Annotated in this window: 27 protein-coding genes; 12 read left to right on the top strand and 15 right to left on the bottom strand. The window is 72.5% G+C overall.

Translation table 11 applies throughout. The features are described from left to right. Nucleotides 1–159: 159 nt before the first annotated feature. From dxs to AB0A95_RS28965, 3 genes are all read right to left on the bottom strand, one after another. Complete coding sequence (dxs, locus tag AB0A95_RS28975; RefSeq protein ID WP_357558901.1) at nucleotides 160–2,106, bottom strand: 1-deoxy-D-xylulose-5-phosphate synthase; 1,947 nt, start codon at nucleotides 2,104–2,106, stop codon at nucleotides 160–162. A gap of 136 nt (nucleotides 2,107–2,242) precedes the next feature. Then, nucleotides 2,243–3,466, bottom strand: a complete 1,224-nt coding sequence (locus AB0A95_RS28970) for a TRAM domain-containing protein (RefSeq protein ID WP_357558906.1) — start codon at nucleotides 3,464–3,466, stop codon at nucleotides 2,243–2,245. An 85-nt stretch (nucleotides 3,467–3,551) separates the two neighbouring features. Next, nucleotides 3,552–5,630, bottom strand: a complete 2,079-nt coding sequence (locus tag AB0A95_RS28965; protein WP_357558900.1) for an APC family permease — start codon at nucleotides 5,628–5,630, stop codon at nucleotides 3,552–3,554. A gap of 164 nt (nucleotides 5,631–5,794) precedes the next feature. Between AB0A95_RS28965 and AB0A95_RS28960 the strand changes: the two genes are divergently transcribed. After that, nucleotides 5,795–6,460 carry a TrkA family potassium uptake protein gene (locus tag AB0A95_RS28960; protein ID WP_357558899.1) on the top strand — a complete coding sequence of 222 codons (666 nt, stop codon included), beginning with the start codon at nucleotides 5,795–5,797 and terminating at the stop codon, nucleotides 6,458–6,460. Between the two features lie 3 nt (nucleotides 6,461–6,463). Then, entirely contained in the window at nucleotides 6,464–7,153 is a 690-nt protein-coding gene (locus tag AB0A95_RS28955) for a TrkA family potassium uptake protein (RefSeq protein WP_357558898.1), read from the top strand. A 40-nt stretch (nucleotides 7,154–7,193) separates the two neighbouring features. Here AB0A95_RS28955 and AB0A95_RS28950 read toward each other — a convergent pair whose 3' ends face one another. From AB0A95_RS28950 to dut, 4 genes are all read right to left on the bottom strand, one after another. Continuing rightward, the gene (locus tag AB0A95_RS28950; protein ID WP_357558897.1) at nucleotides 7,194–7,877 is read right to left on the bottom strand and encodes a DUF3159 domain-containing protein; all 684 of its coding nucleotides are present in this window, start codon (nucleotides 7,875–7,877) and stop codon (nucleotides 7,194–7,196) included. Between the two features lie 25 nt (nucleotides 7,878–7,902). Next, entirely contained in the window at nucleotides 7,903–8,283 is a 381-nt protein-coding gene (locus AB0A95_RS28945) for an OB-fold nucleic acid binding domain-containing protein (RefSeq protein WP_357070298.1), read from the bottom strand. 114 nt (nucleotides 8,284–8,397) lie between these two features. Then, entirely contained in the window at nucleotides 8,398–9,060 is a 663-nt protein-coding gene (locus AB0A95_RS28940; RefSeq protein ID WP_357558896.1) for a DUF3710 domain-containing protein, read from the bottom strand. A 25-nt stretch (nucleotides 9,061–9,085) separates the two neighbouring features. Then, entirely contained in the window at nucleotides 9,086–9,622 is a 537-nt protein-coding gene (dut, locus tag AB0A95_RS28935; RefSeq protein WP_357558895.1) for a dUTP diphosphatase, read from the bottom strand. 90 nt (nucleotides 9,623–9,712) lie between these two features. Here dut and AB0A95_RS28930 point away from each other — a divergent pair, with 90 nt between their 5' ends. Beyond that, nucleotides 9,713–10,240, top strand: a complete 528-nt coding sequence (locus AB0A95_RS28930) for a DUF3093 domain-containing protein (RefSeq protein WP_357558905.1) — start codon at nucleotides 9,713–9,715, stop codon at nucleotides 10,238–10,240. Between the two features lie 19 nt (nucleotides 10,241–10,259). Here AB0A95_RS28930 and AB0A95_RS28925 read toward each other — a convergent pair whose 3' ends face one another. After that, complete coding sequence (locus tag AB0A95_RS28925) at nucleotides 10,260–11,108, bottom strand: hypothetical protein (RefSeq protein WP_357558894.1); 849 nt, start codon at nucleotides 11,106–11,108, stop codon at nucleotides 10,260–10,262. Nucleotides 11,109–11,224: 116 nt separating this feature from the next. Continuing rightward, on the bottom strand, nucleotides 11,225–11,521 hold the full coding sequence (locus AB0A95_RS28920) for a DUF4193 domain-containing protein (RefSeq protein WP_007075406.1): 297 nt from the start codon (nucleotides 11,519–11,521) through the stop codon (nucleotides 11,225–11,227). Between the two features lie 433 nt (nucleotides 11,522–11,954). Here AB0A95_RS28920 and AB0A95_RS28915 point away from each other — a divergent pair, with 433 nt between their 5' ends. Then, nucleotides 11,955–12,470: a LytR C-terminal domain-containing protein gene (locus AB0A95_RS28915; RefSeq protein WP_357558904.1), complete on the top strand. Its 516-nt coding sequence runs from the start codon at nucleotides 11,955–11,957 to the stop codon at nucleotides 12,468–12,470. A 24-nt stretch (nucleotides 12,471–12,494) separates the two neighbouring features. On the opposite strand, the gene AB0A95_RS28910 is transcribed toward AB0A95_RS28915, so the two are convergent. Next, a complete protein-coding gene (locus AB0A95_RS28910) occupies nucleotides 12,495–13,316 on the bottom strand; it encodes an inositol monophosphatase family protein (protein ID WP_357558893.1) in 822 nt (273 codons plus the stop codon). 288 nt (nucleotides 13,317–13,604) lie between these two features. Here AB0A95_RS28910 and AB0A95_RS28905 point away from each other — a divergent pair, with 288 nt between their 5' ends. Then, nucleotides 13,605–15,209 carry an RNA polymerase sigma factor gene (locus tag AB0A95_RS28905; RefSeq protein ID WP_357558892.1) on the top strand — a complete coding sequence of 535 codons (1,605 nt, stop codon included), beginning with the start codon at nucleotides 13,605–13,607 and terminating at the stop codon, nucleotides 15,207–15,209. A 245-nt stretch (nucleotides 15,210–15,454) separates the two neighbouring features. Then, nucleotides 15,455–15,688, top strand: a complete 234-nt coding sequence (locus tag AB0A95_RS28900; protein WP_030337431.1) for a hypothetical protein — start codon at nucleotides 15,455–15,457, stop codon at nucleotides 15,686–15,688. A 637-nt stretch (nucleotides 15,689–16,325) separates the two neighbouring features. Here AB0A95_RS28900 and AB0A95_RS28895 read toward each other — a convergent pair. From AB0A95_RS28895 to AB0A95_RS28885, 3 genes are all read right to left on the bottom strand, one after another. Then, nucleotides 16,326–18,059: a DEAD/DEAH box helicase gene (locus tag AB0A95_RS28895; protein WP_357558891.1), complete on the bottom strand. Its 1,734-nt coding sequence runs from the start codon at nucleotides 18,057–18,059 to the stop codon at nucleotides 16,326–16,328. A 177-nt stretch (nucleotides 18,060–18,236) separates the two neighbouring features. Continuing rightward, a complete protein-coding gene (locus tag AB0A95_RS28890; protein WP_357558890.1) occupies nucleotides 18,237–18,899 on the bottom strand; it encodes a trimeric intracellular cation channel family protein in 663 nt (220 codons plus the stop codon). A gap of 40 nt (nucleotides 18,900–18,939) precedes the next feature. Next, a complete protein-coding gene (locus AB0A95_RS28885; RefSeq protein WP_007456912.1) occupies nucleotides 18,940–19,158 on the bottom strand; it encodes a DUF3039 domain-containing protein in 219 nt (72 codons plus the stop codon). 88 nt (nucleotides 19,159–19,246) lie between these two features. Between AB0A95_RS28885 and AB0A95_RS28880 the strand changes: the two genes are divergently transcribed. Both AB0A95_RS28880 and AB0A95_RS28875 read left to right on the top strand, forming a co-directional pair. Beyond that, nucleotides 19,247–20,182 carry a pseudouridine-5'-phosphate glycosidase gene (locus tag AB0A95_RS28880; protein ID WP_357558889.1) on the top strand — a complete coding sequence of 312 codons (936 nt, stop codon included), beginning with the start codon at nucleotides 19,247–19,249 and terminating at the stop codon, nucleotides 20,180–20,182. Then, complete coding sequence (locus AB0A95_RS28875; RefSeq protein ID WP_357558888.1) at nucleotides 20,179–21,078, top strand: PfkB family carbohydrate kinase; 900 nt, start codon at nucleotides 20,179–20,181, stop codon at nucleotides 21,076–21,078. Before AB0A95_RS28880 ends, AB0A95_RS28875 begins: the two co-directional genes overlap by 4 nt. Before the next feature lie 54 nt (nucleotides 21,079–21,132). Here the strand turns inward: AB0A95_RS28875 and AB0A95_RS28870 are convergent, their stop codons facing one another. Continuing rightward, complete coding sequence (locus AB0A95_RS28870) at nucleotides 21,133–21,492, bottom strand: DUF3099 domain-containing protein (protein ID WP_357070318.1); 360 nt, start codon at nucleotides 21,490–21,492, stop codon at nucleotides 21,133–21,135. A 103-nt stretch (nucleotides 21,493–21,595) separates the two neighbouring features. Here AB0A95_RS28870 and AB0A95_RS28865 point away from each other — a divergent pair, with 103 nt between their 5' ends. Together AB0A95_RS28865 and AB0A95_RS28860 are read left to right on the top strand one after the other, a co-directional pair. Then, nucleotides 21,596–21,883 carry a hypothetical protein gene (locus AB0A95_RS28865; RefSeq protein WP_124771959.1) on the top strand — a complete coding sequence of 96 codons (288 nt, stop codon included), beginning with the start codon at nucleotides 21,596–21,598 and terminating at the stop codon, nucleotides 21,881–21,883. A 13-nt stretch (nucleotides 21,884–21,896) separates the two neighbouring features. Beyond that, the gene (locus AB0A95_RS28860) at nucleotides 21,897–22,208 is read left to right on the top strand and encodes a hypothetical protein (protein ID WP_074318058.1); all 312 of its coding nucleotides are present in this window, start codon (nucleotides 21,897–21,899) and stop codon (nucleotides 22,206–22,208) included. 3 nt (nucleotides 22,209–22,211) lie between these two features. On the opposite strand, the gene AB0A95_RS28855 is transcribed toward AB0A95_RS28860, so the two are convergent. Further along, entirely contained in the window at nucleotides 22,212–22,787 is a 576-nt protein-coding gene (locus AB0A95_RS28855) for an HhH-GPD-type base excision DNA repair protein (RefSeq protein ID WP_357558887.1), read from the bottom strand. A 90-nt stretch (nucleotides 22,788–22,877) separates the two neighbouring features. On the opposite strand from AB0A95_RS28855, the gene AB0A95_RS28850 reads away from it, so the two are divergent. Both AB0A95_RS28850 and AB0A95_RS28845 read left to right on the top strand, forming a co-directional pair. After that, nucleotides 22,878–23,921, top strand: a complete 1,044-nt coding sequence (locus AB0A95_RS28850; RefSeq protein WP_357558886.1) for a CPBP family intramembrane glutamic endopeptidase — start codon at nucleotides 22,878–22,880, stop codon at nucleotides 23,919–23,921. A gap of 34 nt (nucleotides 23,922–23,955) precedes the next feature. Further along, entirely contained in the window at nucleotides 23,956–25,440 is a 1,485-nt protein-coding gene (locus AB0A95_RS28845) for a methyltransferase (protein ID WP_357558885.1), read from the top strand. The last annotated feature ends 79 nt before the right edge of the window (nucleotides 25,441–25,519 follow it).

The following is a 25,519-nucleotide window of genomic DNA, read 5'->3' as shown; positions in this document are numbered from 1 at the left end:
GAGGATCGCAACGACTTGGAAGCGCGCACCGCCGCCGGGGCTCGCGCTGGCTGCGGCCCGGGTTGGGGGCGGGGGGGGGTGGGCAACGGGGGGGGCCGGGCCCGCGGGGGGCGGGGGGCGGTCCTGGAGGGGCCGCCCGCCGTTGGTGTCGCTGGGTGGTTAGTTTTGCGCGGCCGCGTCGCTGGGGGTGAGGCGGTCCGGGGTGGCGTCCAGGCCGGAGATCCAGCCGGTCACGTTGCGGGCCACGTCCTGGGCGGTCAGGCCCAGGTCGGCGAGGATCTGCGCGCGGGTGCCGTGCGGGTGCCAGTCGGCCGGTACGCCGAGGTCCTTGAGCGGCACCCGGACGTCGGCGTCCCGCATCGCCTGACCGAGCGCGTCGCCCACGCCGCCGACCCGGACGCCGTCCTCGACGCTGACCACGAGCCGGTGGCGGGCGGCGAGGTCGACAAGCTCCGCCGGCACCGGGCGCACCCAGCGGGGGTCGACGACGGTGACCCCGTAGCCCTGCTCGGCGACCCGGGCGGCAACCTCCATGCCCAGCTGGCCGAAGGAGCCGACGGCGACGAGCAGCACGTCGGTGCGTGCCGACTCGGCGAGCACGTCGACCGGGCCCACCCGGCGTAGCGCCGGCAGGTCCGCGGCGACCGCGCCGGTCGGGAAGCGCACCACTGTGGGGCCGTCGTCGACGGCGACCGCCTCGCGCAGTTCCTCGCGCAGCGTGGCCGCGTCCCGGGGAGCGGCGATGCGCAGGCCGGGAACCACCCCGAAGACGGACATGTCCCAGATGCCGTAGTGGCTGGGGCCGTCCGGGCCGGTGATGCCCGCCCGGTCCAGCACGAAGGTCACCGGCAGCCTGTGCATCGCCACGTCCAGCAGGACCTGGTCGAAGGCGCGGTTGAGAAAGGTGGCGTAGACGGCGACCACCGGGTGCAGGCCGCCGAGCGCCAGGCCGGCCGCCGAGGTGGCGGCGTGCTGCTCGGCGATGCCCACGTCGTACACCCGCTCGGGGTACTTGCGGGCCAGCTTGGCGATGCCGGTCGGCTCGGCCATCGCGGCGGTGATGCCCACGACGTCCGGGCGTTCGTCGGCGACGGCCAGCAGCTCGTCGGCGAAGACGTGCGTCCACTTCACCGAGGGGGCGGCCAGCAGCGCGCCGGTCTCGACGTCGAAGGCGCTGCCGGGGCCGTGCAGGCAGTCCGCCTCGTCCTCCTCGGCGGGACGGTAGCCGTAGCCCTTGCGGGTGACCGCGTGCACGATCACCGGGCCGCCGAAGTTCTTCGCCGCGCGCAGCGCCGCCTCGACCGCCGCCACGTCGTGCCCGTCCACCGGGCCCACGTACTTGATGCCGAGGTCCTCGAACATGGCCTGCGGGGCGACGGCGTCCTTGATGCCCTTCTTGACCGCGTGCAGCACCTCGTACATCGGTCGGCCGACAAGCGGCGTGGAGCCGAGAGCGTCCTTGACCGTGTCGAGGACCTTCTCGTAGCCGGGGTTGAGCCGCAGCGAGGAGAGGTGGTCGGCCAGCCCGCCGATGGTCGGGGCGTACGAGCGGCCGTTGTCGTTGACCACGATGACGAGGGGGTTGCCGGCGGTGGCGATGTTGTTCAGCGCCTCCCAGCACATGCCGCCGGTCAGCGCGCCGTCGCCGACCACCGCCACGACGCTGCGCGCCTCGCCCCGAAGGGCGTACGCCTTGGCGAGGCCGTCGGCGTAGGAGAGCGCGGTCGAGGCGTGCGAGTTCTCGATGAGGTCGTGCTCGCTCTCCGCCTGGCTGGGATAGCCGGAGAGGCCACCGCGCTGGCGGAGCTTGTCGAAGCCGGCCTGGCGCCCAGTGAGGATCTTGTGCACGTACGACTGGTGACCGGTGTCGAACAGGAGCCGGTCGCGCGGGGAGTCGAAGACGCGGTGCATGGCCAGTGTCAGCTCGACCACACCGAGGTTGGGCCCGACGTGCCCACCGGTGCGGGAGACCTTGGCGATCAGGAAGTCCCGGATCTCGGCGGCGAGGACGTCCAGTTCCTCACCGGACATCCGCTTGACGTCCTGCGGACCGCGGACCGTGCCCAGCAGCCGGCCGTGGTTGGCCGTGTCCTCTTCAACGCTCATGACCGGAGAGTCTATCGGCCGCCCGACACTCCGCAGCCCGGGCCGAGCGCCCCGGGCCGCGCGGGTCGGCTGAGCGCCTGGTCAGCACCGGACCGGCGGCCGCCGCGGTGGGCTGCCGGGGTACGCGGATCTCCGGTCAACGCCCGGCCGGGGGCAGCAGCAGCCCGACCTGCTCGACGTGCTGCGTCATCGGGAACAGGTCGAAGCCCCGCAGCGCCGCCAGCCGCCAACCCAGCTCGGTGAAGGTGCGCACGTCGCGGGCGAAGGCCGCCGGGTCACACGCCACGTACGCGACCGCTCGCGGGCCGGCGGCGACGATGTCCCGCACGACCTGGGCGCCCGCGCCGGAGCGCGGCGGGTCGAGCACCACCACGTCGACCGGGCCGGTGATCCGTCGACGGGTCAGCGCGGTCTCCACCCGGGCGGCGACCACCTCGATCTGGGGCAGGTCGGCCAGGTTGACCCGGGCCGCGTCCACCCCGTCCCGGCTCGACTCGACGAGGGTGATCCGGGCGTCGTCGACCCGGCTGGCGAGGGCCGCGGCGAACAGCCCGGCACCGCCGTAGAGGTCCCAGGCGCTCTCGCCCGGCTGCGGGTCCAGCAGCTCCAGCACCGCCGTGGCGAGGGTGTCCGCCGCGGCGGGGTGCACCTGCCAGAACGCGGACGCGGGCAGCGTCCAGTCCCGTCCGGCGGCCACCTCGCGGACCTCGGCCGGGCCGCTGACCGGGGTGGGCACCCCGTCGCGGACCTCGGTGACTGTCACGTCCCCGCCGGTGCTGGCGACGGTCTCCACCGCCTCGGCGGCCGGCCAACGCCCGGTGAGCACCGGCAACTGCTGGATGGCCGGGTGGGCGATCCGGCAGCGGTCGATCGGCACCACCTCGTGCGACCGGTGCTTGAGCAGGCCGGCCCGGTCGGCGGCGTCCACTGCGTAGCGGACCCGGGAGCGCCAGCCCAACAGCCCGCCGGGCAGCGCCTCGACCCGGACGCCGAGCCGGTCCAGCTCGACCTCGGTCAACCCACCCAGGCGGACGAGCTGTTCGCGGATCACGGCGGTCTTCCAGGCCAGTTGCGCGGCCGGGGCGACGTGCTGGAGGTCGCAGCCCCCGCAGGCGCCCGGCTTCGCGTACGGGCAGGGTGGCTCGACCCGGTCCGGGGAGGCGTCCAGCACGGTCACCGCGTCGGCCCGGACGAACCCCCGGTGCACCTCGGTGACCTCGGCGATGACCCGTTCACCGGGCAGCGCGTGCCGGACGAAGACGACCTGCCCGTCCACCCGTGCCACGCAGTGCCCGCCGGGGGCGACCGCGTCGACGGTCAGCTCGACCTGTTCCGCCTCGGCCAGACCCCGCTCAAGCACGGACGACGACGAGGGCAACGAGGACGACGACGGCAACGAGGACGACGCAGACAGCGCGGGGGTCGCGGACTCGCGCCCGCCTCGCTCAGTCACGGCCGCTCCCGGCCGGGCCGCCGTCGCTCGGGCGGGTCTCCGGGGCCGGGGTGGAGGCCACCGGCTGGTCGGCCGGCGGCAGCGTGCCCCGCGGCCCGCGTGCCGGGGTCCGGGACAGCGTCGCGTCCAGCCGGTCCAGGTTCTTGCTCGCCGTCGACGCGAGCTGCCACGGCACGCTGACCACCATCACCCCCGGTTCGAAGAGCAGCCGGCCCTTGAGGCGCAGGGCGCTCTGGTTGTGCAGCAGGTTCTCCCACCAGCGACCCACCACGTACTCCGGAATGAAGACGGTGACCACGTCCCGGGGCGACTTGCGGCGGGTGTTGGCGACGAAGTCCAGGATCGGCCGGGTGATCTCCCGGTACGGCGAGTCGATCACCGTGAGCGGAATGGCCATCTCCCGCCGCTCCCAGTCGGCCTGGAGGTCCCGGGTGTCCTGGTCGTCCACGTTGACGGTCACGGCGGTCAGCGTGTCCGGTCGGGTGGCGCGGGCGTAGGCGATGGCCCGCAGCGTCGGCTGGTGCAGTTTGCTGACCAGCACGATCGCGTGGTTGCGGGCGGGCAGCACGGCCCGGCCCTCGTCCGGCGGGGTCAGCTCGGCAGCCACCCGGTCGTAGTGTCGCCGGATGGCGAGCATCAGCAGGTAGATCACCGCCATGGCGGCGATCGCGATCCAGGCGCCGAGCAGGAACTTGGTGATCAACACGATCACCAGCACCGTGCCGGTCAGGCCCATGCCGAACGTGTTGATGGCCCGGGACCGCACCATTCGGCGCCGGGCCTCCGGATCCCGCTCGGTGCGCAGGCGCCGGTTCCAGTGCCGGATCATGCCGGCCTGGGAGACCGTGAACGAGACGAAGACCCCGACGATGTAGAGCTGGATGAGCCGGGTCACCTCGGCCTGGAAGCCGACGATCAGCACGATCGCGAACAGGGCCAGGAAGGTGATGCCGTTGGAGAAGGCCAGCCGGTCGCCCCGGGTGTGGAACTGGCGGGGCAGGTAGCGGTCCTGGGCGAGGATCGAGCCGAGCACCGGAAAGCCGTTGAACGCGGTGTTCGCGGCCAGGAAGAGGATGAGCGCGGTCATGCCGGCCACCACGTAGAGCAGGATCGAGCCGGAGCCGAAGACCGTCTCGCCGAGTTGGGTGGTCACCGTCTTCTGCACGTAGCCGTCCGGGCCGGCGACGATCTGGAGCCCCGGATCCTCGACGAACTGGAGGTGGGTCAGCCGGGCCAGCCAGATGATCCCGACCAGCAGGCTCACCGCGATCGCGCCGAGCAGCAGCAGCGTGGTGGCGGCGTTGCGGCTCTTCGGGGCCTTGAACGCCGGCACGCCGTTGGAGATCGCCTCGACACCGGTGAGCGCGGCGGCACCCGAGCTGAACGTCCGCAGCAGCAGGAAGACAAGCGCGAAACCTGTCACACTGTGCTCCGCCTGGATGACCAGGTCGGCGCTGGGCGCCCGGAGGTCGTCGCCCAGCACGAAGACCCGGAACAACCCGGTGAGCAGCATCCCGCCCATCACGATGACGAAGCCGTAGGTGGGGATGGCGAACGCGGTGCCGGACTCCCGCAGGCCGCGCAGGTTGACGGCGGTCAGCAGGACCACCGCGATCACCGCGATCAGGACCTTGTGGGTGGCCACGAACGGCACCACCGACCCGAGGTTGGCCACCCCGGACGACACCGACACCGCCACCGTGAGCACGTAGTCGACGAGCAGCGCGCTGGCCACCCCGACCCCGAACTTCGGGCCCAGGTTGACGGTGGCCACCTCGTAGTCGCCGCCACCGGAGGGGTAGGCGTACACGTTCTGCCGGTAGCTCGCCACCACGGTGAGCATCACCACGACAACGGCCAGCGCGATCCACGGGGAGAAGAAGTACGCCGAGGTGCCGGCGATGGAGAGGGTCAGCAGGATCTCGTCAGGCGCGTACGCGACGCTGGACAGGGCGTCGGAGGCGAACACGGGCAGCGCGATGCGCTTCGGCAGGAGGGTGTGCTGAAGTCGGTCGGACCGGAACGGTCGACCGAGGAGAAGCCGCTTCAGCAGCGAGGTGGGACTGGCCACGAACGCCAAGAGTACGACCACCACCGTGGGAGCACGGGGGTGGGCGAGCGTGGTTGTCCGGCACGACGGGGTACGGTCGGTCCCCGCTCCCCACCGGGACGTGGCAGGCTCGCAGTCGTCAGGCCACCGGCAACCGGAGTGGTACGCACCTTGGGAGGGACAGCGTGCACGTCGTGATCATGGGGTGTGGCCGGGTCGGGTCGACCCTCGCCCACAGCCTGGAGTCCCGGGGGCACTCGGTGGCGGTGATCGACCAGGACGCCGACGCCTTCCGCCGCCTCGGCCCCGACTTCGCCGGGATCACGGTCACCGGGGCCGGCTTCGACGGCGAGGTGCTGCGCCAGGCCGGCATCGAGCGCGCGGACGCCTTCGCGGCGGTCTCCAGCGGCGACAACTCCAACATCATCTCGGCCCGGCTGGCCCGCGAGACGTTCGGCGTGTCCCGGGTCGCCGCCCGCATCTACGACCAGCGCCGCGCGCAGGTCTACGAGCGCCTCGGCATCCCCACAGTGGCGACGGTGCGCTGGACGGCCGACCGGATGCTGCGGCATCTGGTGCCGGAGGGCAACGTGGAGATCTTCCGCGACCCCACGAGCACCGTGTCGATCGTCGAGGTGCCTGTGCACAAGGACTGGATCGGTCGACCGGTACGAGCGCTGGAGGACGCGTCCGGCGCGCGGGTGGCCTATCTGATCCGCTTCGGCATCGGCACGCTGGCCACCGGCTCTACCGTCGTGCAGGAGGGTGACCAGGTGTTCATGCTGGTCAGCGATGACATCGTGGCGACTGTCACGTCGGTGGCGGCGGCACCGCCGGAAGGGGGGCACTGAGCCATGCGGGTCGCCATCGCGGGCGCGGGCAACGTGGGCCGTTCGATCGCCCAGGAGCTGATCGACAACGGCCACCAGGTGATGCTCATCGAGCGTCAGCCCAAGATGCTGCGCCCGGACCGGGTGCCGGCCGCCGAGTGGGTGCTGGCCGACGCGTGCGAGCTGACCAGCCTGGAGGAGGCCAACGTCGCCGGCTGCGACGTGGTGGTCGCGGCGACCGGTGACGACAAGACCAACCTGGTGCTGTCGCTGCTGGCCAAGACCGAGTTCGCGGTGCCTCGCGTGGTCGCCCGGGTCAACCGGGCCGAGAACGAGTGGCTGTTCACCGAGCAGTGGGGCGTGGACGTCGCGGTGAGCAAGCCGCGGGTGATGGCCGCGCTTGTCGAGGAGGCGGTCACCGTCGGCGACCTGGTCCGGTTGATGACCTTCCGGCAGGGCGAGGCGAACCTTGTCGAGATCACCCTGCCACCGACCGCGCCCTACGTCGGGCAGCCGATCCACGCCGTGCCGCTGCCCCGCGACTCCGCGCTGGTGGCGATCCTGCGCGGCAAGCGGGTCCTGGTGCCCAGCCCGGACGACCCGATCGAGGCCGGCGACGAGTTGGTCTTCGTCTGCACCGCCGAGGTGGAGGACCAGGTCCGTGCGGTGATCCTCGGGCCGGACAGCGTCGAACGGACCCGCGGCTCGCGCTGAGCGGACGCGCGCAGGGCGGCCAGGGTCGCCGGGCCCCCGCTCAGGCGCCGGGCAGCGGGGTCGGTTGCGACTCCCGGGTGACCCGCCGCACCGTCCAGACCGTGATCAGCAGCAGCAGCGCGTACGGCGGGTAGCCCAGCGCCAGCCGGGCCACGCCCAGCGCGGTGTCCTGGTGGGCCAGGTAGAGCCCGGCCTGCACGCCCACCTTGGCCAACCACACCACACCCCAGAGCACTGTCAGCTGGGTGAAGGTCCGCACCAGCTTCGGGTCGTCCCGCCATTCCGAGCGGCCCTTCGCGACCAACACCGACCAGATCCAGCCGACCAGCGGCTGCCGGATGGCCGCCGAGATCAGCAGGGCGATGCCGTACCCGATGCCGTAGAGGATGCCGGGGAGGTAGAAGTCGCGCTCGTCGCCGGTGCGCCAGGCGATGGCGGCGCCGATCCCGACACCGAACAGGCCGTTGACGGCGTGCCGGATCGGCCGGCGCTGGGCCAGCCGCAACCCGGCGATCAGCAGCGCGATCGCGACCGAGGCGATCACCGCCGGTCGCAGGTCGCCGATGATGTTGGCGACGACGAAGACGACGACCGGGATGCTGGACTCGACGAGCCCCCGCCAGCCGCCGAGCTGGTCGGCCATCTGCTCGGCGATCGTCGGCAGTGGCTCCTCCTCGGGAGGGCCGGTCTCCGGCTGTGCCGCCCGGTGCTGTCCCGTCGTCATCGCCGGCCTTCCGTCCGCAGCGCCGTCACTTCGGCGAGTCCAGCTCGTAATAGGGGTTGTAGATGACCTTGCGGTCGTCGCGCACCGCCACCCGGCCACGGGCGGTCAGGTGCCGGCCCGGCTCGATCCCGGCGATGTGCCGTCGGCCCAACCAGACCAGGGTGACCACGTCGGTGCCGTCGTAGAGGTCGGCCTCCAGGGTCGGCAGGTTGGTGCGCGGCGTGTAGACCACGGTGCGCAGCCGACCAGCGACCGAGACCAGTTGACCCCGGGAGCACTGCTGGGCCGGGATGCCGCCGCACTGGGCGCTCTCCCGGCGCAGCTCCTGCGCGTCGATCTCGGCCTCGCTGGCGGTGAACCGTTGCAGGATGCGCCGCAGCGACACCCGGCCCTCGTCGGTCGTCATGACCTCCGCGTCACCCTCTCCACGCTCGCCGACCCCGGCCGGCCCCGGCAGCGCCGGAACCGTCCCGCAAGCGTACGCCGACGGGGCTGGTTCCGGCGGGCCGGTGTGCGCGGGTCAGACCTGGCGCGGCTCGGCGGCGGCGTCTCCCCCGTCGGCATCGGTCTGGTCGGAGATCTCCCGGGGCAGCCGCAGCGGCAGCGGCTCGCGGACCGGCTTCGCCTCCTGGCCACGGTCGACCACCAGGCCGTCCAGGCACTCGACGAGCGGCCCGGCCACGGACGGGTCGGTCGCCACCGGCCCCTGGAACACACCACGGACCATCCAGCGCGGCCCGTCGATGCCGACGAACCGCAGGTTCGTCGCGCCGTCCGGGGTACGCACCTGGGCGTGCAGCTCCGGGCCGTACTCGCCGTCGACCTCCTGCGCGCTCGCGCCGTCGCGCAGCAGCGACTGGCGGATCTCCTCGCGCACCTCGTCCCAGATCCCCTCGGATCGCGGCGCGGCGAAGACACCCAGCTGGAGCGCGTTGTCGCCGTGCACCAACACGACCTGCTGGATCACGCCCTGGGGGTCGGCCTGCACCCGCACCTCGACCTCGGTGATCGCCGGGATGTGCAGACTGCCCAGATCGAGGCGCTGCACGTCGTCGTGGTTCTCCGAGATGTCGTACGGGCCGCGCACCAACGTCGGCGCCGCATCACCCTGGTCCGGAACCTCGACGGCCCGCTCGTCACGGGTGTGCCGTTCGGCATCGGCCCGCTTTCGGGAGAAGATCACTGCGCCTGCCCTCCGCTGTTCACACTCACCCTGCCACCTCTTCCGTCCGCCCGCGGCCCGGCTCGTCTGGCCGCTGCTCGACCCGGTCCTGGCCCGCCGGCGACGGCACCAGCCCGGCGTGACCACCGGTGGACCCGTGCCCGCCGGTCCCGCGCCGGGACGCGGGCAGCTCGACCACCGGCTCGAACCGCGCCCGCGCGACCTGTTGGACAACGAGCTGCGCGATCCGGTCGCCACGGGAGATCTTCGCCGGCACATCCCGATCATGATTGATCAGGTTGACCAGGATCTCACCCCGGTAGCCGGCGTCGACCGTACCGGGCGCGTTGAGCACCGTCACGCCGAGCCTGGCCGCCAGGCCGGAGCGGGGATGGACCAGACCCACGTACCCCTCCGGCAGCGCGATGGCCACGCCGGTGGGCACCAGGGCACGACCGCCGGGCGGCAGCTCCACGTCCGCGGCCGCCACCAGGTCGGCCCCGGCGTCGCCGGGATGGGCGTACGTGGGCAACGGCAGCTCCGGGTCGAGCAGCCGCACGGGCACGGGTACGACGTCGGTCACGGGTCCCCTCTTCCGTCGGGTTCGCGGGGTGACCCTGCCATCCTGCCGGTTCCCCGACCCGCCGTGCGCCGTACCCTCGCAGGAGTGAGCATGTCGCCCTCCCCGTCCGCCGATCAGCCGCCGGTCGCCGCCCGCACGGCGTACGCCGAACGGCTGGATCTGCCCTGGTGGCTGTGGTTGGCCGGGCTGGTGGCCGCCGCGCTGCTGGCCGTCGAGATCTGGATGGGCGCCGACGGCGTCCGGGCCTGGCTGCCGTTCGCCGTGCTGCTGCCGCTCGCCGCCGCCGGGATGTGGTGGCTGGGCCGGATCCGGGTCGCGGTCGTCGACTCCGAGCTGCGGGTGGACGACGCCCGCCTGCCGGTGCGCTTCGTGGCCGACGTGATCCCGCTGGACGTCGCCGGTCGCCGTGAGGTGCTGGGCGTCGGCGCGGACCCGCTCGCCTTCGTCGTGCAGCGGCCGTGGATCGGCGGCGCCGTGCAGGTGGTGCTCGACGATCCGGCCGACCCGACCCCGTTCTGGGTGGTGAGCACGCGGCACCCGGTCGAGCTGGCCGAGGCGGTGCTGGCCGCGCGGGACGCGCTGACGCTCGCCCGTCCCCCGGCGGGCGAGCAGGGCTGAGCCGACGCCCCGGCCCCGCTCAGGTGCCGGTGGGCGGCCCGGGCAGGGCCGACGGTGGCGCGGGTCGGGCGATGCCCCGCCGACGCAGGTCCGCCTGAAGTTGCTCGGCCAGCTGCTGGGTGGCTCGCCGGTTGAGGAAACTGGCCACCGCCGCACCGGTCAGGAACGGCCCGAGCGTGGTGAGGTTGCGACCGAAGCGCCGTAGCAGCATGTCCCGCAGCTCCTTGCGGGCGGCGGTGCCGAGCACCGCGCCCACTCCCACGCCGGGCACCATCGGGTTGACGCCGCGCTGGGTGGCCCAGGAGTGCACAAGGGCGACGGCCCGCTGGCTGCCGCCGTCGGGCAACGCCACACCGTGGATCTCGTGCAGCTCACCGACCAGCTTCAGCTCCACCGCGACCACGGCCACCGTCTCGGCCGCGAGCAGCACCGGAGCGGAGAGCAGGGTCGGTGCCACCGTCCACTCGACGGCGGCGACTCCCCCACCGGCCGCGCCGATCGCGGCGGTGGTCCGCGACGCGTTGCGGATGAGCCGGTCGGCCAGGGCGGCGTCGTCCAGGCCGGGGAAGTGCTGGCGCAGGGTGTCCAGGTCGCGCACCGGCACGTGTGGGGCGATGTCCGCGACCGCGTCGACCATCCACCGCATCGCGGCACGAGGCTTGAACAGGTCGGAGACGCCCCGGGCACGGGCCTGCCCGACCATGCGGGCCAGCAGCTGACGGCGTCGGGCCGGCTCGATGTCGTCAGCGGTCAACGCGGCGACGGTGGCGCCGAGGTCATCCGCGCCATCACCGGCCTTGTCGGTGCCGCCGTCGGTGGCGCCGAGGTTGTCGGTGCCGCCGTCGGTGGTGCCGCCTCGATCGCTCATCGGACCTCCCGGTGCTGTGGCTACCCGCTACGAGTCAAGCAGGTACCCACAGCGGCCGCATGCCTACACCGGCAGCGGCGGCCCCGTTCAGGAGGCCGCCGCTGGTGTCGTGGTTGTCAGACGCACTCGCGGCAGATCAGCTCGCCGTTACGCTCGACCGCCAGCTGGCTACGGTGGTGGACCAGGAAGCAGCGGGCGCACCGGAACTCGTCCTGCTGCATCGGAAGCACCTTGACCGTGAGCTCCTCGTCGGCCAGATCGGCACCGGGCAGCTCAAAGCTCTCGGCCACCTCGGCCTCGTCGACGTCCACCGCGCCCGACTGTGAGTCGACGCGCCGTGCCTTGAGCTCTTCCAGGCTGTCCTCGCCGAGGTCGACCTCGTCGCGACGCGGGGCGTCGTAGTCGGTGGCCATCGGTTTCACTCTCCCATATCGATGTTGTCGCTTCCGGTTGTAACGCCGGACGACGCTGTTTCGGTTCCGCTGGCCGGCCGCCACTTGTGTCGGGCACCCGACCCGGGGACCGAACGGGTCGAGCTCGCTGGGGCGACTCCCCTGCGAGCGCGGAACCTTACCCCCCCTTGGGCGAGGCATGTATACCGCCCTTGCGGCTGAGATGTACGCCCCTGCGCCCGAAGTTGTTCCCAATGTGATTCAGGCGACACGAAGATAGGGGTAGTAGTACCCGGTTCGCGGTCGGCGCGCCGGCATGTCGGGCTGTTTCCACGCGACGGCCGGACAACCGTTAACCTCAGCGGCGTATTCGACGGCCGACGGCCAGTCCGATCGTCGCCGGCTGCCGCCACCCACCTGAAGTCCCGGGAGTGCCCAGATGAGTTTTGCGCGAGTGCGAGCACTCGTCATCGTCGGCCTGCTGGGGGTGCTGGCCCTGGGGTTCGTGATCACCGCGATCGTGCGGGACAGCCAGAGCAACGCAGGCACGGCCCAGGGCTGCCCGGACGGCTGGCCGCTGGCCGACCTGAACCTGCGCGAGCGCAAGGACGTCAAGATCAACGTGGTGAACGCCACGGACCAGCCCGGCCTCGCCCGCACCGTCGCCGACGAGTTGAGCAACCGGCAGTTCCAGGTCCAGAAGACCGCGACCGAGAAGAAGCAGATCAACGGCATCGCGGTCCTGCGGTACGGCCCGAAGGGCGTCGGCTCCGCGCACCTGTTGCAGGCGTACTTCCTCAACAACGCCACCCAGGGCTACGACGCGGCGCGCACCGACGACGTCGTGGACGTGGTGCTGGGCAACAACTTCCAGCAGCTCGCCACCACGACCGAGGTCAACCAGTCGCTCGGCGACTCCGGCCCCCCGAAGGCACCCAAGGGCTCCTGCCCGTCCCCGCCCGCCAAGTGACGGCGTGACCGGGCGGTCGACCGATCAGGGCCCGCCGGCGGCGTCCAACTCGGCGAGCCGGTCGTGCAGCGGCGTGAAGAGCGCGGGCGGGGCCGCGACCACCAGGTCCGGCCCCGGCGGCCGACCGGCCAGGCCGGCGACCCGCACGCCCGCCTCGGCGGCCACCAGCCCACCCGCCGCCAGGTCCCAGGCCGCGAGACCCTTCTCGAAGTACGCGTCGAGCCGGCCCTCCGCGACCAGGCAGAGGTCCAGCGCGGCGGCTCCCAGCCGGCGGATGTCCCGCACGTGTGCGATCAGCCCCGCCACGACCTGGGCCTGGTGCGCACGACGACGGGCGTCGTAGCCGAACCCGGTGCCGACCAGCGCCTGCCCCAGGTCCGTCTCGCCGGAGCAGCGCAGCTGGACGCCGTCGCGCCACGCGCCACCCCCGGCCGTGGCCGTCCACTCCTCGCCGGTGTTCACGTTGCGCACCACACCGGCGACCACCACCCCGTCCACCTCGGCGGCCAGCGACACCGCGCTGTACGGCAGCCCGTACAGGTAGTTGACGGTGCCGTCGATCGGGTCGACGATCCACCGCACCCCGCCCGGCGCGACCGGCCCGGTGTCCCCCGTGCCGTACTCCTCGCCGAGCACCGCGTCGTTCGGTCGCGACCGCTTCAGCGCGTCGAGCACCTGCCGTTCGACAGCCCGGTCCGCCGCGGTGACCACGTCGGTGACGGTGCTCTTGGTCGCGGCCACCGAGACACCCTCGACGCGCATCCGGTACGCGGTGGCCGCCGCGTCCCGCGCCACGTCGAGCGCGATCGCCAAAAGTTCCCGAGGTGACGGCGTCGAACCGGGCATCCCAACGTCCCCTTCCCGCACGACCGGGGTGTTCCGGGCCACGCGCGGGTATCATCCTTACAAAGTCCACATCAGCGCCGAATCAGCGGTCCCACCGTCATTACGCAGTGCGGCGCAGGATGATCGCCGCAGACGGCGTTACAATTCACCCCTGCCCACGTGCCACGGACCGCCGACCACCGGCCGGCCCGGGACGCGAGGGTCCCTCAACCACATCGCCCGGCCGGTTGCCCCACGCTGTGCCGGACGACCCGGCCGTGCCCGCTCTTCGCCTCCGGAAGGTCATTCGTGACAGAACCCCGCCAGACCGGCGCCGACGTTCGCTCGCTCACCGACACCCTGATCGCCCACGCGCAGAGCGCCGGCGGGCAGCTGACGTCGGCCCAGCTCGCGCGCACCGTCGAGTCCGCCGAGGTGACTCCGGCCCAGGCCAAGAAGATTCTGCGTGCGCTCTCCGAGGCGGGAGTGACCGTAGTGGTGGACGGCTCGGCGAGCACCCGACGCCGCGTCGCCGCGGCCCGGTCGACCACACCGGCGTCCCGGGCCACCACCGCCAAGACCACCAAGAAGGCCGCCGCGCCGGCCCCGAAGCAGGCACCGGCCGCCGACGACGCGCCGTCGACGCCGCGCAAGGTGGCCGCCCGCAAGGCCACCGGCACTCCCGCCGAGGGCGCCGCGGCGGCTCCGGCGAAGGCGACCAGGTCGACCCGAGCCACCAAGGCGACGGTGGCCGCGGCTGCCGGCGCCAAGCCGACCAAGGCCGCCGGCAAGGCCAAGGGCGAGGGCGCCGACGGCGAGATCGACCCGGAGGAGCTGGCCGCCGCGATCGAGGACGTGGTGGTCGAGGAGCCGGCCGAGCTGGCCCAGGCCGCCGAGACCGACGCCGCCGCCTCGGCGACCGACAACGACTTCGAGTGGGACGACGAGGAGTCCGAGGCCCTCAAGCAGGCCCGGCGGGACGCCGAGCTGACCGCCTCGGCCGACTCGGTCCGCGCGTACCTGAAGCAGATCGGCAAGGTTCCGCTGCTCAACGCCGAGCAGGAGGTGGAGCTGGCCAAGCGGATCGAGGCCGGGCTCTACGCCGCCGAGCGGCTGCGCGCCGCCGACGAGGGCGAGGAGAAGCTCGTCCGGGACATGGTCCGAGACCTGGGCTGGATCTCCCGCGACGGCGAGCGGGCCAAGAACCACCTCCTGGAGGCCAACCTCCGTCTGGTGGTGTCGCTGGCCAAGAGGTATACGGGACGCGGAATGGCCTTCCTCGACCTGATCCAGGAGGGCAACCTCGGCCTGATCCGCGCTGTGGAGAAGTTCGACTACACCAAGGGCTACAAGTTCTCCACGTACGCCACCTGGTGGATCCGGCAGGCGATCACCCGCGCGATGGCCGACCAGGCCCGCACCATCCGCATCCCGGTGCACATGGTGGAGGTCATCAACAAGCTCGGCCGCATACAGCGCGAGCTGCTCCAGGATCTGGGCCGTGAGCCAACCCCGGAGGAGTTGGCCAAGGAGATGGACATCACACCCGAGAAGGTGCTGGAGATCCAGCAGTACGCTCGGGAGCCCATCTCTCTGGACCAGACCATCGGTGACGAGGGTGACAGCCAGCTCGGTGACTTCATCGAGGACTCCGAGGCTGTGGTCGCCGTCGACGCGGTCTCGTTCTCGCTCCTACAGGACCAGCTCCAGCAGGTGTTGCAGACGCTCTCCGAGCGTGAGGCGGGTGTGGTACGCCTGCGCTTCGGCCTGACCGACGGTCAGCCACGGACGCTGGACGAGATCGGCCAGGTCTACGGGGTGACCCGGGAGCGGATCCGGCAGATCGAGTCCAAGACGATGTCCAAGCTGCGTCACCCGTCCCGGTCGCAGGTTCTCCGGGATTACCTGGACTGAGCGGGTTTCGTCAACCGTACGTGTCGTTTTGACCACCTGGTGTGCAACACAAGATGGTGATCGTCCGGATGCACGAATGTGATCGTTGACGTGGCACCCTTGGTGCACGGCACACTGTCCCTGCCAGGTGTGACCTCGGTCCCCCGCGGGCACACAGGGAAGGCAGTGCCTAGTAAGGGTGTTGCACCATAGGTGAGCAACGACCGAAGAGATTGTTCATCGGTGACGACCAGAGGAGGAAGGCGATGACCCCGACCCTCACGCCGCCGCCCGAGACGGTGGCACCCCCAGCCGCCGATGAACGGTGCGACCGCTGCAATGCTGCCGGGAAGCTCCGGATCACTCTGGCGGGTGGGAGCGAGCTGGTGTTCTGCGGGCACCACGCGAACAAGTACGCGGAGGATCTCGTGAAGATCACCGAGCGGTTCGCAACGGAGCCCGATTTCAGCTGGCGTGGCGCCGATCTGATGGCGAACTAAATCCGCTAACCGACATAGCCGAGCCGGGGCACCCCCCGGGTGGCGCCGGGGGGGGTTTACGTGCGGCCGCCCCCCCCCCCCCCCCCCCCCCCCCCCCCCCCCCCCCCCCCCCCCCCCCCCCGGGGGCCCCCCGCCCGGCTTTTCCGTCCGAGCGCCCCGCGCCCCGCGCCCCGCGCCCCGCGCCCCGCGCCCCGCGCCCCGCGCCCCGCGCCCCGCGCCCCGCGCCCCGCGCCCCGCGCCCAGATCTGAGCAACTTCCCCGATGTTGCTGCCTCCGACACGCGCGAGGCAGCAACATCCCTGATCCTGCGCGGATCTTGACGACAACCACCGGCTCCGAGACGCCGGGAGCGAGGTCCAAGCGCCATCGGCCGACGAGGTCACGCTCGAACCAGGATGTAGGGGCCTCCCGACGCACCGACACCACTACAACCGGGATCTAGCGCGATCTTGAGATCAGGGCGTCCGCGGAGGGGCAGGTGCGGCCGTTTCGGGCAGGCAAGCCTCGACAGCACCCCAGGCCCCCGTGATCCACTCGGTTTCACGGAAGACGCGCTTTCCGCCTGGCTCGAACACCGCGTTTTCAAGAAAGCCGAGTGGATCACGCCGCCCGGCCCCAGTGCCCGGCCCGGACGGGGCTAGAGGGTCTGGACGGTGGCGATGCGTTCCTCTAGCTGCTCGATGGTGGCCTGGGCGCTCGGCGGGCCGCCGCAGAGTCGGCGCAACTCGGCATGGATCTTGCCGTGGGGTTGGCCGGTGCGGTGGTGTCGGGCGGCCACGAGGGCGTTCAGTTGGCGCCGGAGCGCCACTCGACGCTGGGCGGCACTCAGAGGTGCGGGTGGTGCCGCAGTGGCCGCAGCGGCCGGCTGAGCGGCCGCGTCGGCCGTACGGCGGCGCTGGGCGGCGAGTTGGGCGGCCTGCCGTTTGGTGAGCAACAGGGACACCTGGTCGGCGGTGAGGAGGCCGGGCAGGCCGAGGTATTCCTCTTCCTCGGGGGTGCCGGCCTGGGCCGCGGTGCCGAACGACGCCCCGTCGAAGATCACCTGGTCCAGTTCGGCGGTGGCGGAGAGCGCGGCGAACCGCTTCTCCAGTTCACCGCTGGCCTGGTCGTCGCGCTGCGCGCGTTCCAGCAGGTCGTCGTCGAACCCGTCGGCTTCCTTGGGCTTGCCGAGCACGTGGTCGCGCTCGGTCTCCATCTCGCTGGCCAACCCGAGCAGGTGCGGCACGCTGGGCAGGAAGACCGAGGCGGTCTCCCCGGGTCGGCGGGCCCGCACGAAGCGGCCGATCGCCTGGGCGAAGTAGAGCGGCGTGCTGGCGCTTGTGGCGTAGACCCCGACCGCGAGTCGCGGGATGTCCACCCCCTCGGACACCATCCGCACCGCTACCAGCCACCGCTGGTCGGACGCCGCGAACGTCGCGATCCGGGCGGACGCGCCCTGGTCGTCGGAGAGCACCACGGCGGCCTTCTCGCCGGTGACCTGTTCGATGAGCTTGGCGTACGAGCGGGCGGTCTGCTGGTCGGTGGCGATGATCAGACCGCCGGCGTCGGCCATGCCCGCGTTGCGCAGCACTGTGAGTCGGGCGTCGGCGGCCCGCAGCACCTGCGGCATCCAGTCGCCGGCCGGGTCCAGGGCGGTACGCCACGCCTGGGCCACCAGATCCTGCGTCATCGGCTCGCCGAGGCGGGCGGCCAACTCCTCCCCCGCGTTGGTCCGCCACCGGGTCTCCCCGGAGTACGCCAGGAAGAGCACCGGCCGGACAACGCCGTCGCGCAGCGCGTCGGAGTAGCCGTACACCGAGTCGGCGCGGGAGCGCAGCAGCCCGTCTCCGCCCCGCTCGTAGCTGACGAACGGGATCGGGTTGTCGTCGGAGCGGAACGGCGTCCCGGTGAGCATCAGCCGGCGTACGGCGGGCTCGAAGGCGGCCTTCACCCCGTCACCCCAGGTCCGGGAGTCACCGGCGTGGTGGATCTCGTCGAGGATGACCAGGGTGCGCCGGGTCATGGTGCGCCGCCGGTGCACGTGCGGGGCCATCCCGACCTGCGCGTAGGTGATGACCGCGCCGTGGAAGTCGGCCGCCGAGTGCAGGTCGGCGTTGCGGAACGCGGCGTCGAGCTGGATGCCCACCCGGGCCGCCGCGTCGGACCACTGGCTCTTCAGGTGCTCGGTCGGGGCGACCACGGTGACCGCCTCGATGGTGCCGTCGGCGAGCAGTTCCGCCGCGATGCGCAGGGCGAAGGTGGTCTTGCCGGCGCCCGGGGTGGCGACCGCGGTGAAGTCGTCGGTACGTCGACGCAGGTATTCCACCAGGGCCTTGCGCTGCCAGGCGCGTAGTGCCGGGAACGTCTCGAGCACCGGCGTCCGGGCTGCCACGCGAAGCTCCTCTCCGACCGCACGATGGCGGACCCCGGGCGAGGGCCACGAGTCCCGCCGCCCATGAAAACGCCTCCGCGCAGTAGCTGCCGCGAAGGCCGACCCAGCATAACCAGCGCGGGCCGCCGGGCCCAGGCGACGCCACGCCTGTCACATCAGTGAGCCCGATCGCGAGCCTCACCAGTCCCGGTCGGTACGCGGATCGGCCCCTTCGCTGCGCGGCGGGCGCAGTGTCGCCACCGGCGCGGACCAGCGCCGGCGCAGGGCGATCAGCCGCAGCCCGAAGACCAGGACGGCGGCGGCGGTGAGCGGCGCGGGGCCGGTCTGCCCGGTGACGTACAGCAGCGCCACGGTGACCGCGCCGGCGAGCGCGGCCAACGCGTAGATCTCCCGGCGCAGCACGACCGGGATCTCGGCGGTGAGCAGGTCGCGGGCGAGCCCGCCGCCGATCGCGGTGAGCATGCCGATGAGGCAGGCACCGACGGCCGGCACCCGGGCGTCGAGTGCCTTGAGCGTGCCGGTCACCGTGAAGAGCGCCAGGCCCGCCGCGTCCAGCACCAGGACCGTGGTGCGCAGCCGGGCCAGTTGCGGGTGCAGCCAGAAGACGGCGAGCGCGGTGATCGCGGCGGTGGCCGCGTACCGCCAGTCGGCGAAGGCCAACGGCGGCATCTCGTCGATGACCAGGTCCCGGAAGATCCCACCGCCGAGCGCGGCCACGAACCCGACGAACGCGACACCGAACAGGTCCAGCCGTTTGGCCACCGCCGCCGAGGCCCCGGACGCGGCGAACACCGCGACGCCGGTCAGGTCGGCGAGCAGCAGGGCGGTGGAGGTGGTCACCGCCGCAGGCTACGTCGCCGGCCGGAGCACCGGCCGAGGTTCACTCGCGGTACGAGTCGTAGATCTCCTTGCACTTGGGGCAGACCGGCGAACCCGGCTTGGCCGCCTTGGTGACCGGGAACGTCTCGCCGCAGAGCGCGACGACGAAGGTGCCCATGACGGCACTCTCGGCGATCTTCTCCTTGCGGACGTAGTGGAACATCTCGGGACCGGTGTCGGCGTCCTTCAGCTCTGGACGCTCGAGAACCTCTGTGCTCACGTCTGCACCTCCAACTGTCAAGTTTGGCAGGTCATCACGGCCGGGTCCACCTGAGGCCGACCGGAGCCCGACCCCGTACGGTGCCCGGGTGACTGATTTTCACCTCAGCTACGGCACCGAGGTCGCCGAAGCCCTGCGCGACGGCCGACCCGTCGTCGCACTGGAGAGCACCATCGTCTCGCACGGCCTTCCCCGACCGGAGAACCTGCGGGTGGCCAGAGAGATCGAGCGGGCGGTCCGGGACGCCGGGGCCGTTCCCGCGACGATCGGCATGATCGGCGGCGAGTTGGTGGTCGGCCTGGACGACGCACAGCTGACCCGGCTCGCCACCGTCGACGGAGTGACCAAGCTCTCCGTCCGCGACCTCGCGGTGGCGGCGGCCACAGGTGTGGACGGCGCCACCACAGTTGCCGCCACGAGTGCGGTGGCCGCCGCGGCCGGGATCGGGGTGTTCGCCACCGGTGGGCTGGGTGGGGTGCACCGGGAGGCCGCGCACACCTTCGACGAGTCGGCCGACCTGGTCACCCTGGCCCAGACCCCGATCGCGGTGGTCTGCGCGGGGGTCAAGTCGATCCTCGACGTGGGTGCGACGCTGGAGCGCCTGGAGACCCTCGGGGTCGCCGTCCTCGGCTACCGCACCCGCCGGTTCCCCGGCTTCTACCTGACCGACGCCGGCTTCGACCTGGACTGGTCGGTGGACTCGCCGGAGCAGGTCGCCGCCGTGCTCGCCGCCCGGGACGCGCACGCGCTGCACACCGGCGGGCTGCTCGTCGCCAATCCGCTGCCGGTCGACGAGCAGCTCGACCCGGAGCTGCACGACCGGACGCTCGCCGACGGTCTGGCCCTGCTGGAACGCGACGGGATCACCGGGAAGGCCGTCACCCCGTACCTGTTGGCGCACTTCCACTCGGCCACCGAGGGCGCGAGCCTCGCCGTCAACGTCCGGATCATCCTGCGCAACGCCGACCTGGCCGCGCGGATCGCGGTCGCCGCCGCGGCCCGCGACACCGCCGCCACGGTATGACCCGACCGGCGCGGGTGGTCGTCGTCGGGGACGTGATCACCGACGTGGTCGCCGTGCTGTCCGGGCCGCTCGCGGTGGGCTCGGACACGGCGGCCGAGGTCAGTATCGGCGGCGGGGGTCAGGCCGCCAACACCGCGGCCTGGGTCGCCGCGCAGCGGGTGGACGTCACGCTCGTCGGCGCCGTCGGTGCCGACGACGCGGGGCGGGACCGGGTGGCCGAGCTGGGGCGGGCGGGTGTCGACTGCGCGGTCGAGCGGGTCGAGGACGCGCCGACCGGCACGGTCATCGTGCTGGCCACCGACGGCGAGCGCACCATGGTCAGCCAGCGGGGCGCGAACCTGCGGCTGAGCGCCGCGCACGTCGAGCGGGCCCTCGCCGCGGTGCCCGACGCGGGGCATCTGCACCTGTCCGCGTACACCCTGTTGGACGCCGAGTCGCGCGACGCCGGGCTGCGGGCGTTGGCCGCCGCCCGCGAGCGCGGGCTCACCACGAGCGTCGACGCGGCCTCCGCGGCGCCGTTGCGGCGCGTCGGTGCGGCGGCGTTCCTGAGTTGGGTACGCGATGTCGACCTGCTGCTGGTCAACGCGGACGAGGCCACGGTGCTGGCCGGCGGGCTGGACCCGGCGGCGCAGGGGCGGGCGTTGTCGGCGACGGCGCGGCGGGTCGTTGTCAAGCGCGGCGCGGCCGGCGCGGTCTGGGTCGACCGCGGCGCGGCGGTCTGGGTGGCTCCGGCCCGGCGGGTGGCGGTGGCGGACGTCACGGGGGCGGGCGATGCCTTCGCAGCCGGCCTGCTGACCGCCTGGCTCGCCGGTGCCACCCCGACCGTGGCGCTGAACCGCGCCACCGACCTGGGGGCGCTGGCCGTCTCCACCATCGGCGCGCGGCCTCGACCGTGAACGGCGGCGCGCGGCCTCGGCTGTGAGCGGTCGAGCCCTGACCTGCTCTGCGGGTCAGGGCTCGACGTCGATGACCTTGTGGGTGCGTTCCTCGGCGGTGAGGCTCATCGGCGGGGTGTCGTCCTGTTGGCGGGGGTGGAACCGGTTGGCCAGCCGGTGCTCTTCCTTCGGCGGCCGGTCGTTGGCCAGCAGCACGGCCAGCCAGGGAATGAGCACCATGCCGAGGCCGCAGAGCGGCAGCCAGAGCCAGAGCAGTGGGGCGTTCGCACCGACCAGGATCGCGCCGACGATGATGCACAACACCCGGATGCCCATCATCAGGACATAACGGCGCTGGCGACTGTTGAGCTGGTCATCCTGGCTGCGCGAGGCGTCGGTGATCAGAATCGGCTGGTACGCCTGACGCTTCACCATGGACCTCCTCGAAGGGATACGCCTCATCCTGTCACCGCAGGGACTTGATCAGCGAAATTCGACCCAGCGCGATGCGTGTTACGTGCGTGGTACGCTCCCCGACGTGGGCAGCAGGTTCAGCTTCACCGACGAGGCGTTGGCCAACCTGAGGGTCTACGACGTCACGCCCGGGGAAGTCTGGGAGGCGCTGCACAGCGCCCGCCGGGTCATCCGCCACCTGGGCGACGACGTCATGGTGGTCTACGCCGCCGCCCGTCGGGGTCGCCGACTGGCGGTGCTGCTCGCCGAGGCCGATGGCACCGACAACGACTGGGACATCCTCTCCGCCCGCGAATTGAGCGACGTCGAGTCCAAGCGCTACGACGAGGCCGTGCGGAGAGATCGCCGATGAGGAGGCCGTGACGATGCACCGTAACGACGCGACCAAGCAGTTCCACAGCGGCGACGACCGGATCGCCGAGTTGATCGACGAGAGCCCGGCGGTGGATCTGCCCACCCCCGACACCGACGTGCCGATGGTGAGCCGATCAGTCCGGCTGCCGTTGGAGACCTACGAGCGGGTGCGGGCGGCCGCCGACGCCCGGGGCATCGGTGTCACCACGCTGATGCGCCAGTGGATCGAGGCCGGCCTGGCCGACCTGGACGACTCCGCGACGGTGTCGCTCGCCGACGTCCGACGCGCGCTGGCCTCGCTGGCACACCCGACCGCCGCCTGAGCGTCAGCCCCGCGCGGCCTTGGCCGCCGCCTTCATCTGCTGCTTGAACTCCCGCACCCGGCTCAGCGAATCGGCGTCGGTGACGTCAGCCACCGACCGGTACGCGCCCGGGTCGCCGTAGTCTCCGGCCGCCTTCCGCCAGTCCTGCGGGGTCACCCCGAAGCGCTTACCGAGCAGGGCCACGAAGATCTGCGCCTTCTGCCTGCCGAAACCGGGCAGCTCGGCGACCCGACGCAGCAGCTCCGGCCCGTCGGCGACGGCTGACCACAGCAGCGCCGCGTCACCGTCGTAGCGCTCCACAAGCACCCGGCAGACCTCCTGCACCCGGGCCGCCATCGCCTTCGGGAACCGGTGCAGCGCGGGCGGCTGGGCGAAGAGCGCGACAAGGGCCTCCGGGTCGTACCCGGCCAACTCCGCCGCGTCCAGGTCGTGGCCGAGCCGCCGCACCAGCACGTACGGCGAGGAGAACGCCTTCTCCATCGGGATCTGTTGGTCCAGGACCATGCCGAGCAGCAGGGCCAGTGGGCTGCGCTCCAGCAGCCGGTTGGCCTCCGGATCGATCGGCAGCACGAGCGTCATGTGGACATCCTGCCTGGTGCACCGAGGTGGGCGGACACCGACGCTCCGTTCGGTGCGGAGAGGTGGCGCCGGTCTGCCACGCTCGACGTCATGCTTCGGACCGCCCCGCCCGGATCCCCGTACCACCGGCTCGGCCGCACCGACCGGCACCGCTCGTGGAAACCCATCGTCGGCACCCTCGCGCTGCTCGTGTCGGCACTGGTGGTCGTCAGCCTGCTCTTCGGCGTCGCCGCCGTCGTGGGCGAGCTCACCAACCGCCCGAACGACGCCGACGGGTTCCCCACCTTCGGCCCGATTCCGGACACCGCGCTGCTGCTCGCCTCGCTGGCGCTGCTGCTCCCACTGGTGCTCGGCACCGCCTGGCTCGTGCAGGACCGACCCGCCGGCACGGTCTCCTCGGTGCTCGGCCGGCTTCGGTGGGGCTGGCTCGGCCGTTGCCTGCTGATCGCCACCCCGCTGATCATCGTCATGCTGTTCGGCGCGGACCTCCTGCTCGGGCTGACCGACGAGGGCTCGGTCCTCGATCCGGTGACCACCTGGGTGGGTTGGCCGGAGTTCGCCGCCGGCCTGCTGATGGTTCTGCTGCTGGTGCCGTTCCAGGCGGCTGCCGAGGAGTACGCCTTCCGCGGCTGGCTGTTGCAGGCCGTCGGCGCGTACCTGCGCACACCCTGGCCCGCGATCACCCTCCAGGCGGTGCTCTTCGCCGCCGCGCACGGCTGGGGCACTGTCTGGGGCTTCCTGGACCTGGCCTTCATGGGAGCGCTCATGGGCTGGCTGACGATCCGCACCGGCGGGCTCGAGGCCGCGATCGCGCTGCACGTGGTGAACAACCTGACCGGCTTCACCCTCGCGGCGGCGTTCGGCGAGCTCGCCGCCGACGAGACGATGGCCGACTCCCCGTGGCAGCTCGTCCTGGTCGACATCGTGGTCCTGTCGGCGTACGCCCTGGTCGTCGACCGGTTGGCCGCGCGTCGAGGGCTGGCGACAGTCGTACCGCCGGCCCTGGTCGTGGCGGTGCCCGGCGTGCCCTCGCCCCCGACCGGCACGGACCTGTTCCCGACCGGCACGGGTTCGCTCCCGACCGGCACGGAGGTGCGGCTGCCGGCTGCCGGGGTCGAATCTCGCGGGTGGTGACGGCTCGTCGCACGGCGGCAGGCAGGATGTCGGAGTGGACGAACACGACATGCTGCTCTCCCCCGCCGGTGTCGACGCGCTGCGGGCCGCGCTGACCCGGACCGGGTTCACCAGCCGTGGCGTCGCCGAGCGGCTGGGCGCCCAGGCGACCGCCGCGGTCGCCCGCAACGACTACCGGGCGGCGCTGCGCGCCACCGAGGACGGCGACCCGCTGGGCACCCTGATCCGGGTGTTCATCTGCGACCAGACCGAGTCGGAGGCGGCGGTGGCCGCCGCGCTGGCGCCGCTGGGCCTGGAGGAGGCACTGGCCGGTGGGCTGGTCGAGCGGTACGGCAGTGGCCTGCGCGCCGGCATCGACCTGGAGCCGTACGGCGACGACTGGTGGGTGCTCGCCGACGTGTCGGCCAGCGCTCGGCCGGGGCGACCGCTGCACGCCGAGCACGTCCTCGGCGTCGGTGGGGCCACCCAGACCCTGATCGGCGCGACCATGCGCCGGCCCGTCGACACCGCACTTGACCTGGGCACCGGCTCCGGCGTCCAGGCCCTGCACCTGGCCACGCACGCCCGCTCGGTGACCGCCACCGACCTGTCCGAGCGGGCGCTGCGCTTCGCGGCGACCACCGCCGCCCTCAACGGCCAGGACTGGGAGCTGCTGCGCGGCGACCTGGTCGCCCCGGTGGCCGGCCGACGCTTCGACCTGGTGGTGAGCAACCCGCCGTTCGTGGTCGGCCCCGGCACCACCACGCACGTCTACCGCGACTCCGGCCGGGTCGGTGACGCGATCGGCGCCGAGTTGGCCGCCGCCGCCCCCGGGCTGCTCACCGAGGGCGGCACCATGCAGTACCTGGCGAACTGGGTGCACGTCGCCGGCGAGGAGTGGGACGAGCGGGTGGCCGGCTGGTTCGCCGGGACCGGGCTGGACGCCTGGGTGATCCAGCGCGAGGTGGCCGACCCGATGGCGTACGTCGACCTGTGGCTCACCGACGTCGGCGAAACCGCCGACCCGCAGCGGATGGCGGCCTGGCTGGACTGGTTCGACGCGCACAAGGTGGAGGGGATCGGCTTCGGCATCGTGTCGCTGCGCCGCGGCGGCCACGCCGACCCGGTGGTCCGCGTGGAGGACCTGCGGCAGCGGGTGCAACCGCCACTGGGCGACCAGATCGTCGCCTGGTTCGACCGCCAGGACTTCCTGGGGGTACGCGACACCGACGGGTTGCTCGCCGAGCGCTACCGGGCCGCCGACGGCCTCCAACTGCGCCAGGAGGCCACCATGGGGGACGAGGGCTGGGCGGTGGACCGGCAGGTTCTCGCGATGCCGCACGGCCTGCGCTGGACCGAGGAGATCGACCCGCTGGTGTTGGCGCTTGTCGGTGGCGCCGACGGCCGGCTGCCGCTACGCGACCAACTCGCCCTGCTCGCCGCGGCCCACGACGTCGAGCCCGACGAGATGGCCGAGGCCGCCGGCCCGATCGTGGCGCACCTGGTGGAACGCGGCTTCATCGAGGCGGTGACCGAGTGACGCGGGCCGATTCCGCGCCGGCTGCCGGTTACACGCCGGCTGCCAGCCGCGCGGCGGATGCCGGCTCTGCGGCGGGTTG

Origin of the sequence: Micromonospora sp. NPDC049230 (assembly GCF_040647875.1) — a bacterium.
Taxonomy (GTDB): Bacteria; Actinomycetota; Actinomycetes; order Mycobacteriales; family Micromonosporaceae; genus Micromonospora.
The sequence above is the reverse complement of the archived record's forward strand: the minus strand, read 5'-3'. Positions and strand labels throughout refer to the sequence as shown.

Excerpts from the sequence above, each read along its gene's own strand:
- AB0A95_RS28925 (WP_357558894.1), bottom strand. The coding sequence starts at position 11,108 with ATGAGCGATCGAGGCGGCACCACCGACGGCGGCACCGACAACCTCGGC.
- AB0A95_RS28855 (WP_357558887.1), bottom strand. The coding sequence starts at position 22,787 with ATGACGCTCGTGCTGCCGATCGATCCGGAGGCCAACCGGCTGCTGGAG.
- AB0A95_RS28860 (WP_074318058.1), top strand. The coding sequence starts at position 21,897 with ATGCACCGTAACGACGCGACCAAGCAGTTCCACAGCGGCGACGACCGG.
- AB0A95_RS28910 (WP_357558893.1), bottom strand. The coding sequence starts at position 13,316 with ATGCCCGGTTCGACGCCGTCACCTCGGGAACTTTTGGCGATCGCGCTC.
- AB0A95_RS28870 (WP_357070318.1), bottom strand. The coding sequence starts at position 21,492 with ATGGTGAAGCGTCAGGCGTACCAGCCGATTCTGATCACCGACGCCTCG.
- AB0A95_RS28920 (WP_007075406.1), bottom strand. The coding sequence starts at position 11,521 with ATGGCCACCGACTACGACGCCCCGCGTCGCGACGAGGTCGACCTCGGC.
- AB0A95_RS28900 (WP_030337431.1), top strand. The coding sequence starts at position 15,455 with ATGACCCCGACCCTCACGCCGCCGCCCGAGACGGTGGCACCCCCAGCC.
- AB0A95_RS28930 (WP_357558905.1), top strand. The coding sequence starts at position 9,713 with ATGTCGCCCTCCCCGTCCGCCGATCAGCCGCCGGTCGCCGCCCGCACG.
- AB0A95_RS28850 (WP_357558886.1), top strand. The coding sequence starts at position 22,878 with ATGCTTCGGACCGCCCCGCCCGGATCCCCGTACCACCGGCTCGGCCGC.
- AB0A95_RS28955 (WP_357558898.1), top strand. The coding sequence starts at position 6,464 with ATGCGGGTCGCCATCGCGGGCGCGGGCAACGTGGGCCGTTCGATCGCC.
- AB0A95_RS28875 (WP_357558888.1), top strand. The coding sequence starts at position 20,179 with ATGACCCGACCGGCGCGGGTGGTCGTCGTCGGGGACGTGATCACCGAC.
- AB0A95_RS28945 (WP_357070298.1), bottom strand. The coding sequence starts at position 8,283 with ATGACGACCGACGAGGGCCGGGTGTCGCTGCGGCGCATCCTGCAACGG.
- AB0A95_RS28950 (WP_357558897.1), bottom strand. The coding sequence starts at position 7,877 with ATGACGACGGGACAGCACCGGGCGGCACAGCCGGAGACCGGCCCTCCC.
- dxs (WP_357558901.1), bottom strand. The coding sequence starts at position 2,106 with ATGAGCGTTGAAGAGGACACGGCCAACCACGGCCGGCTGCTGGGCACG.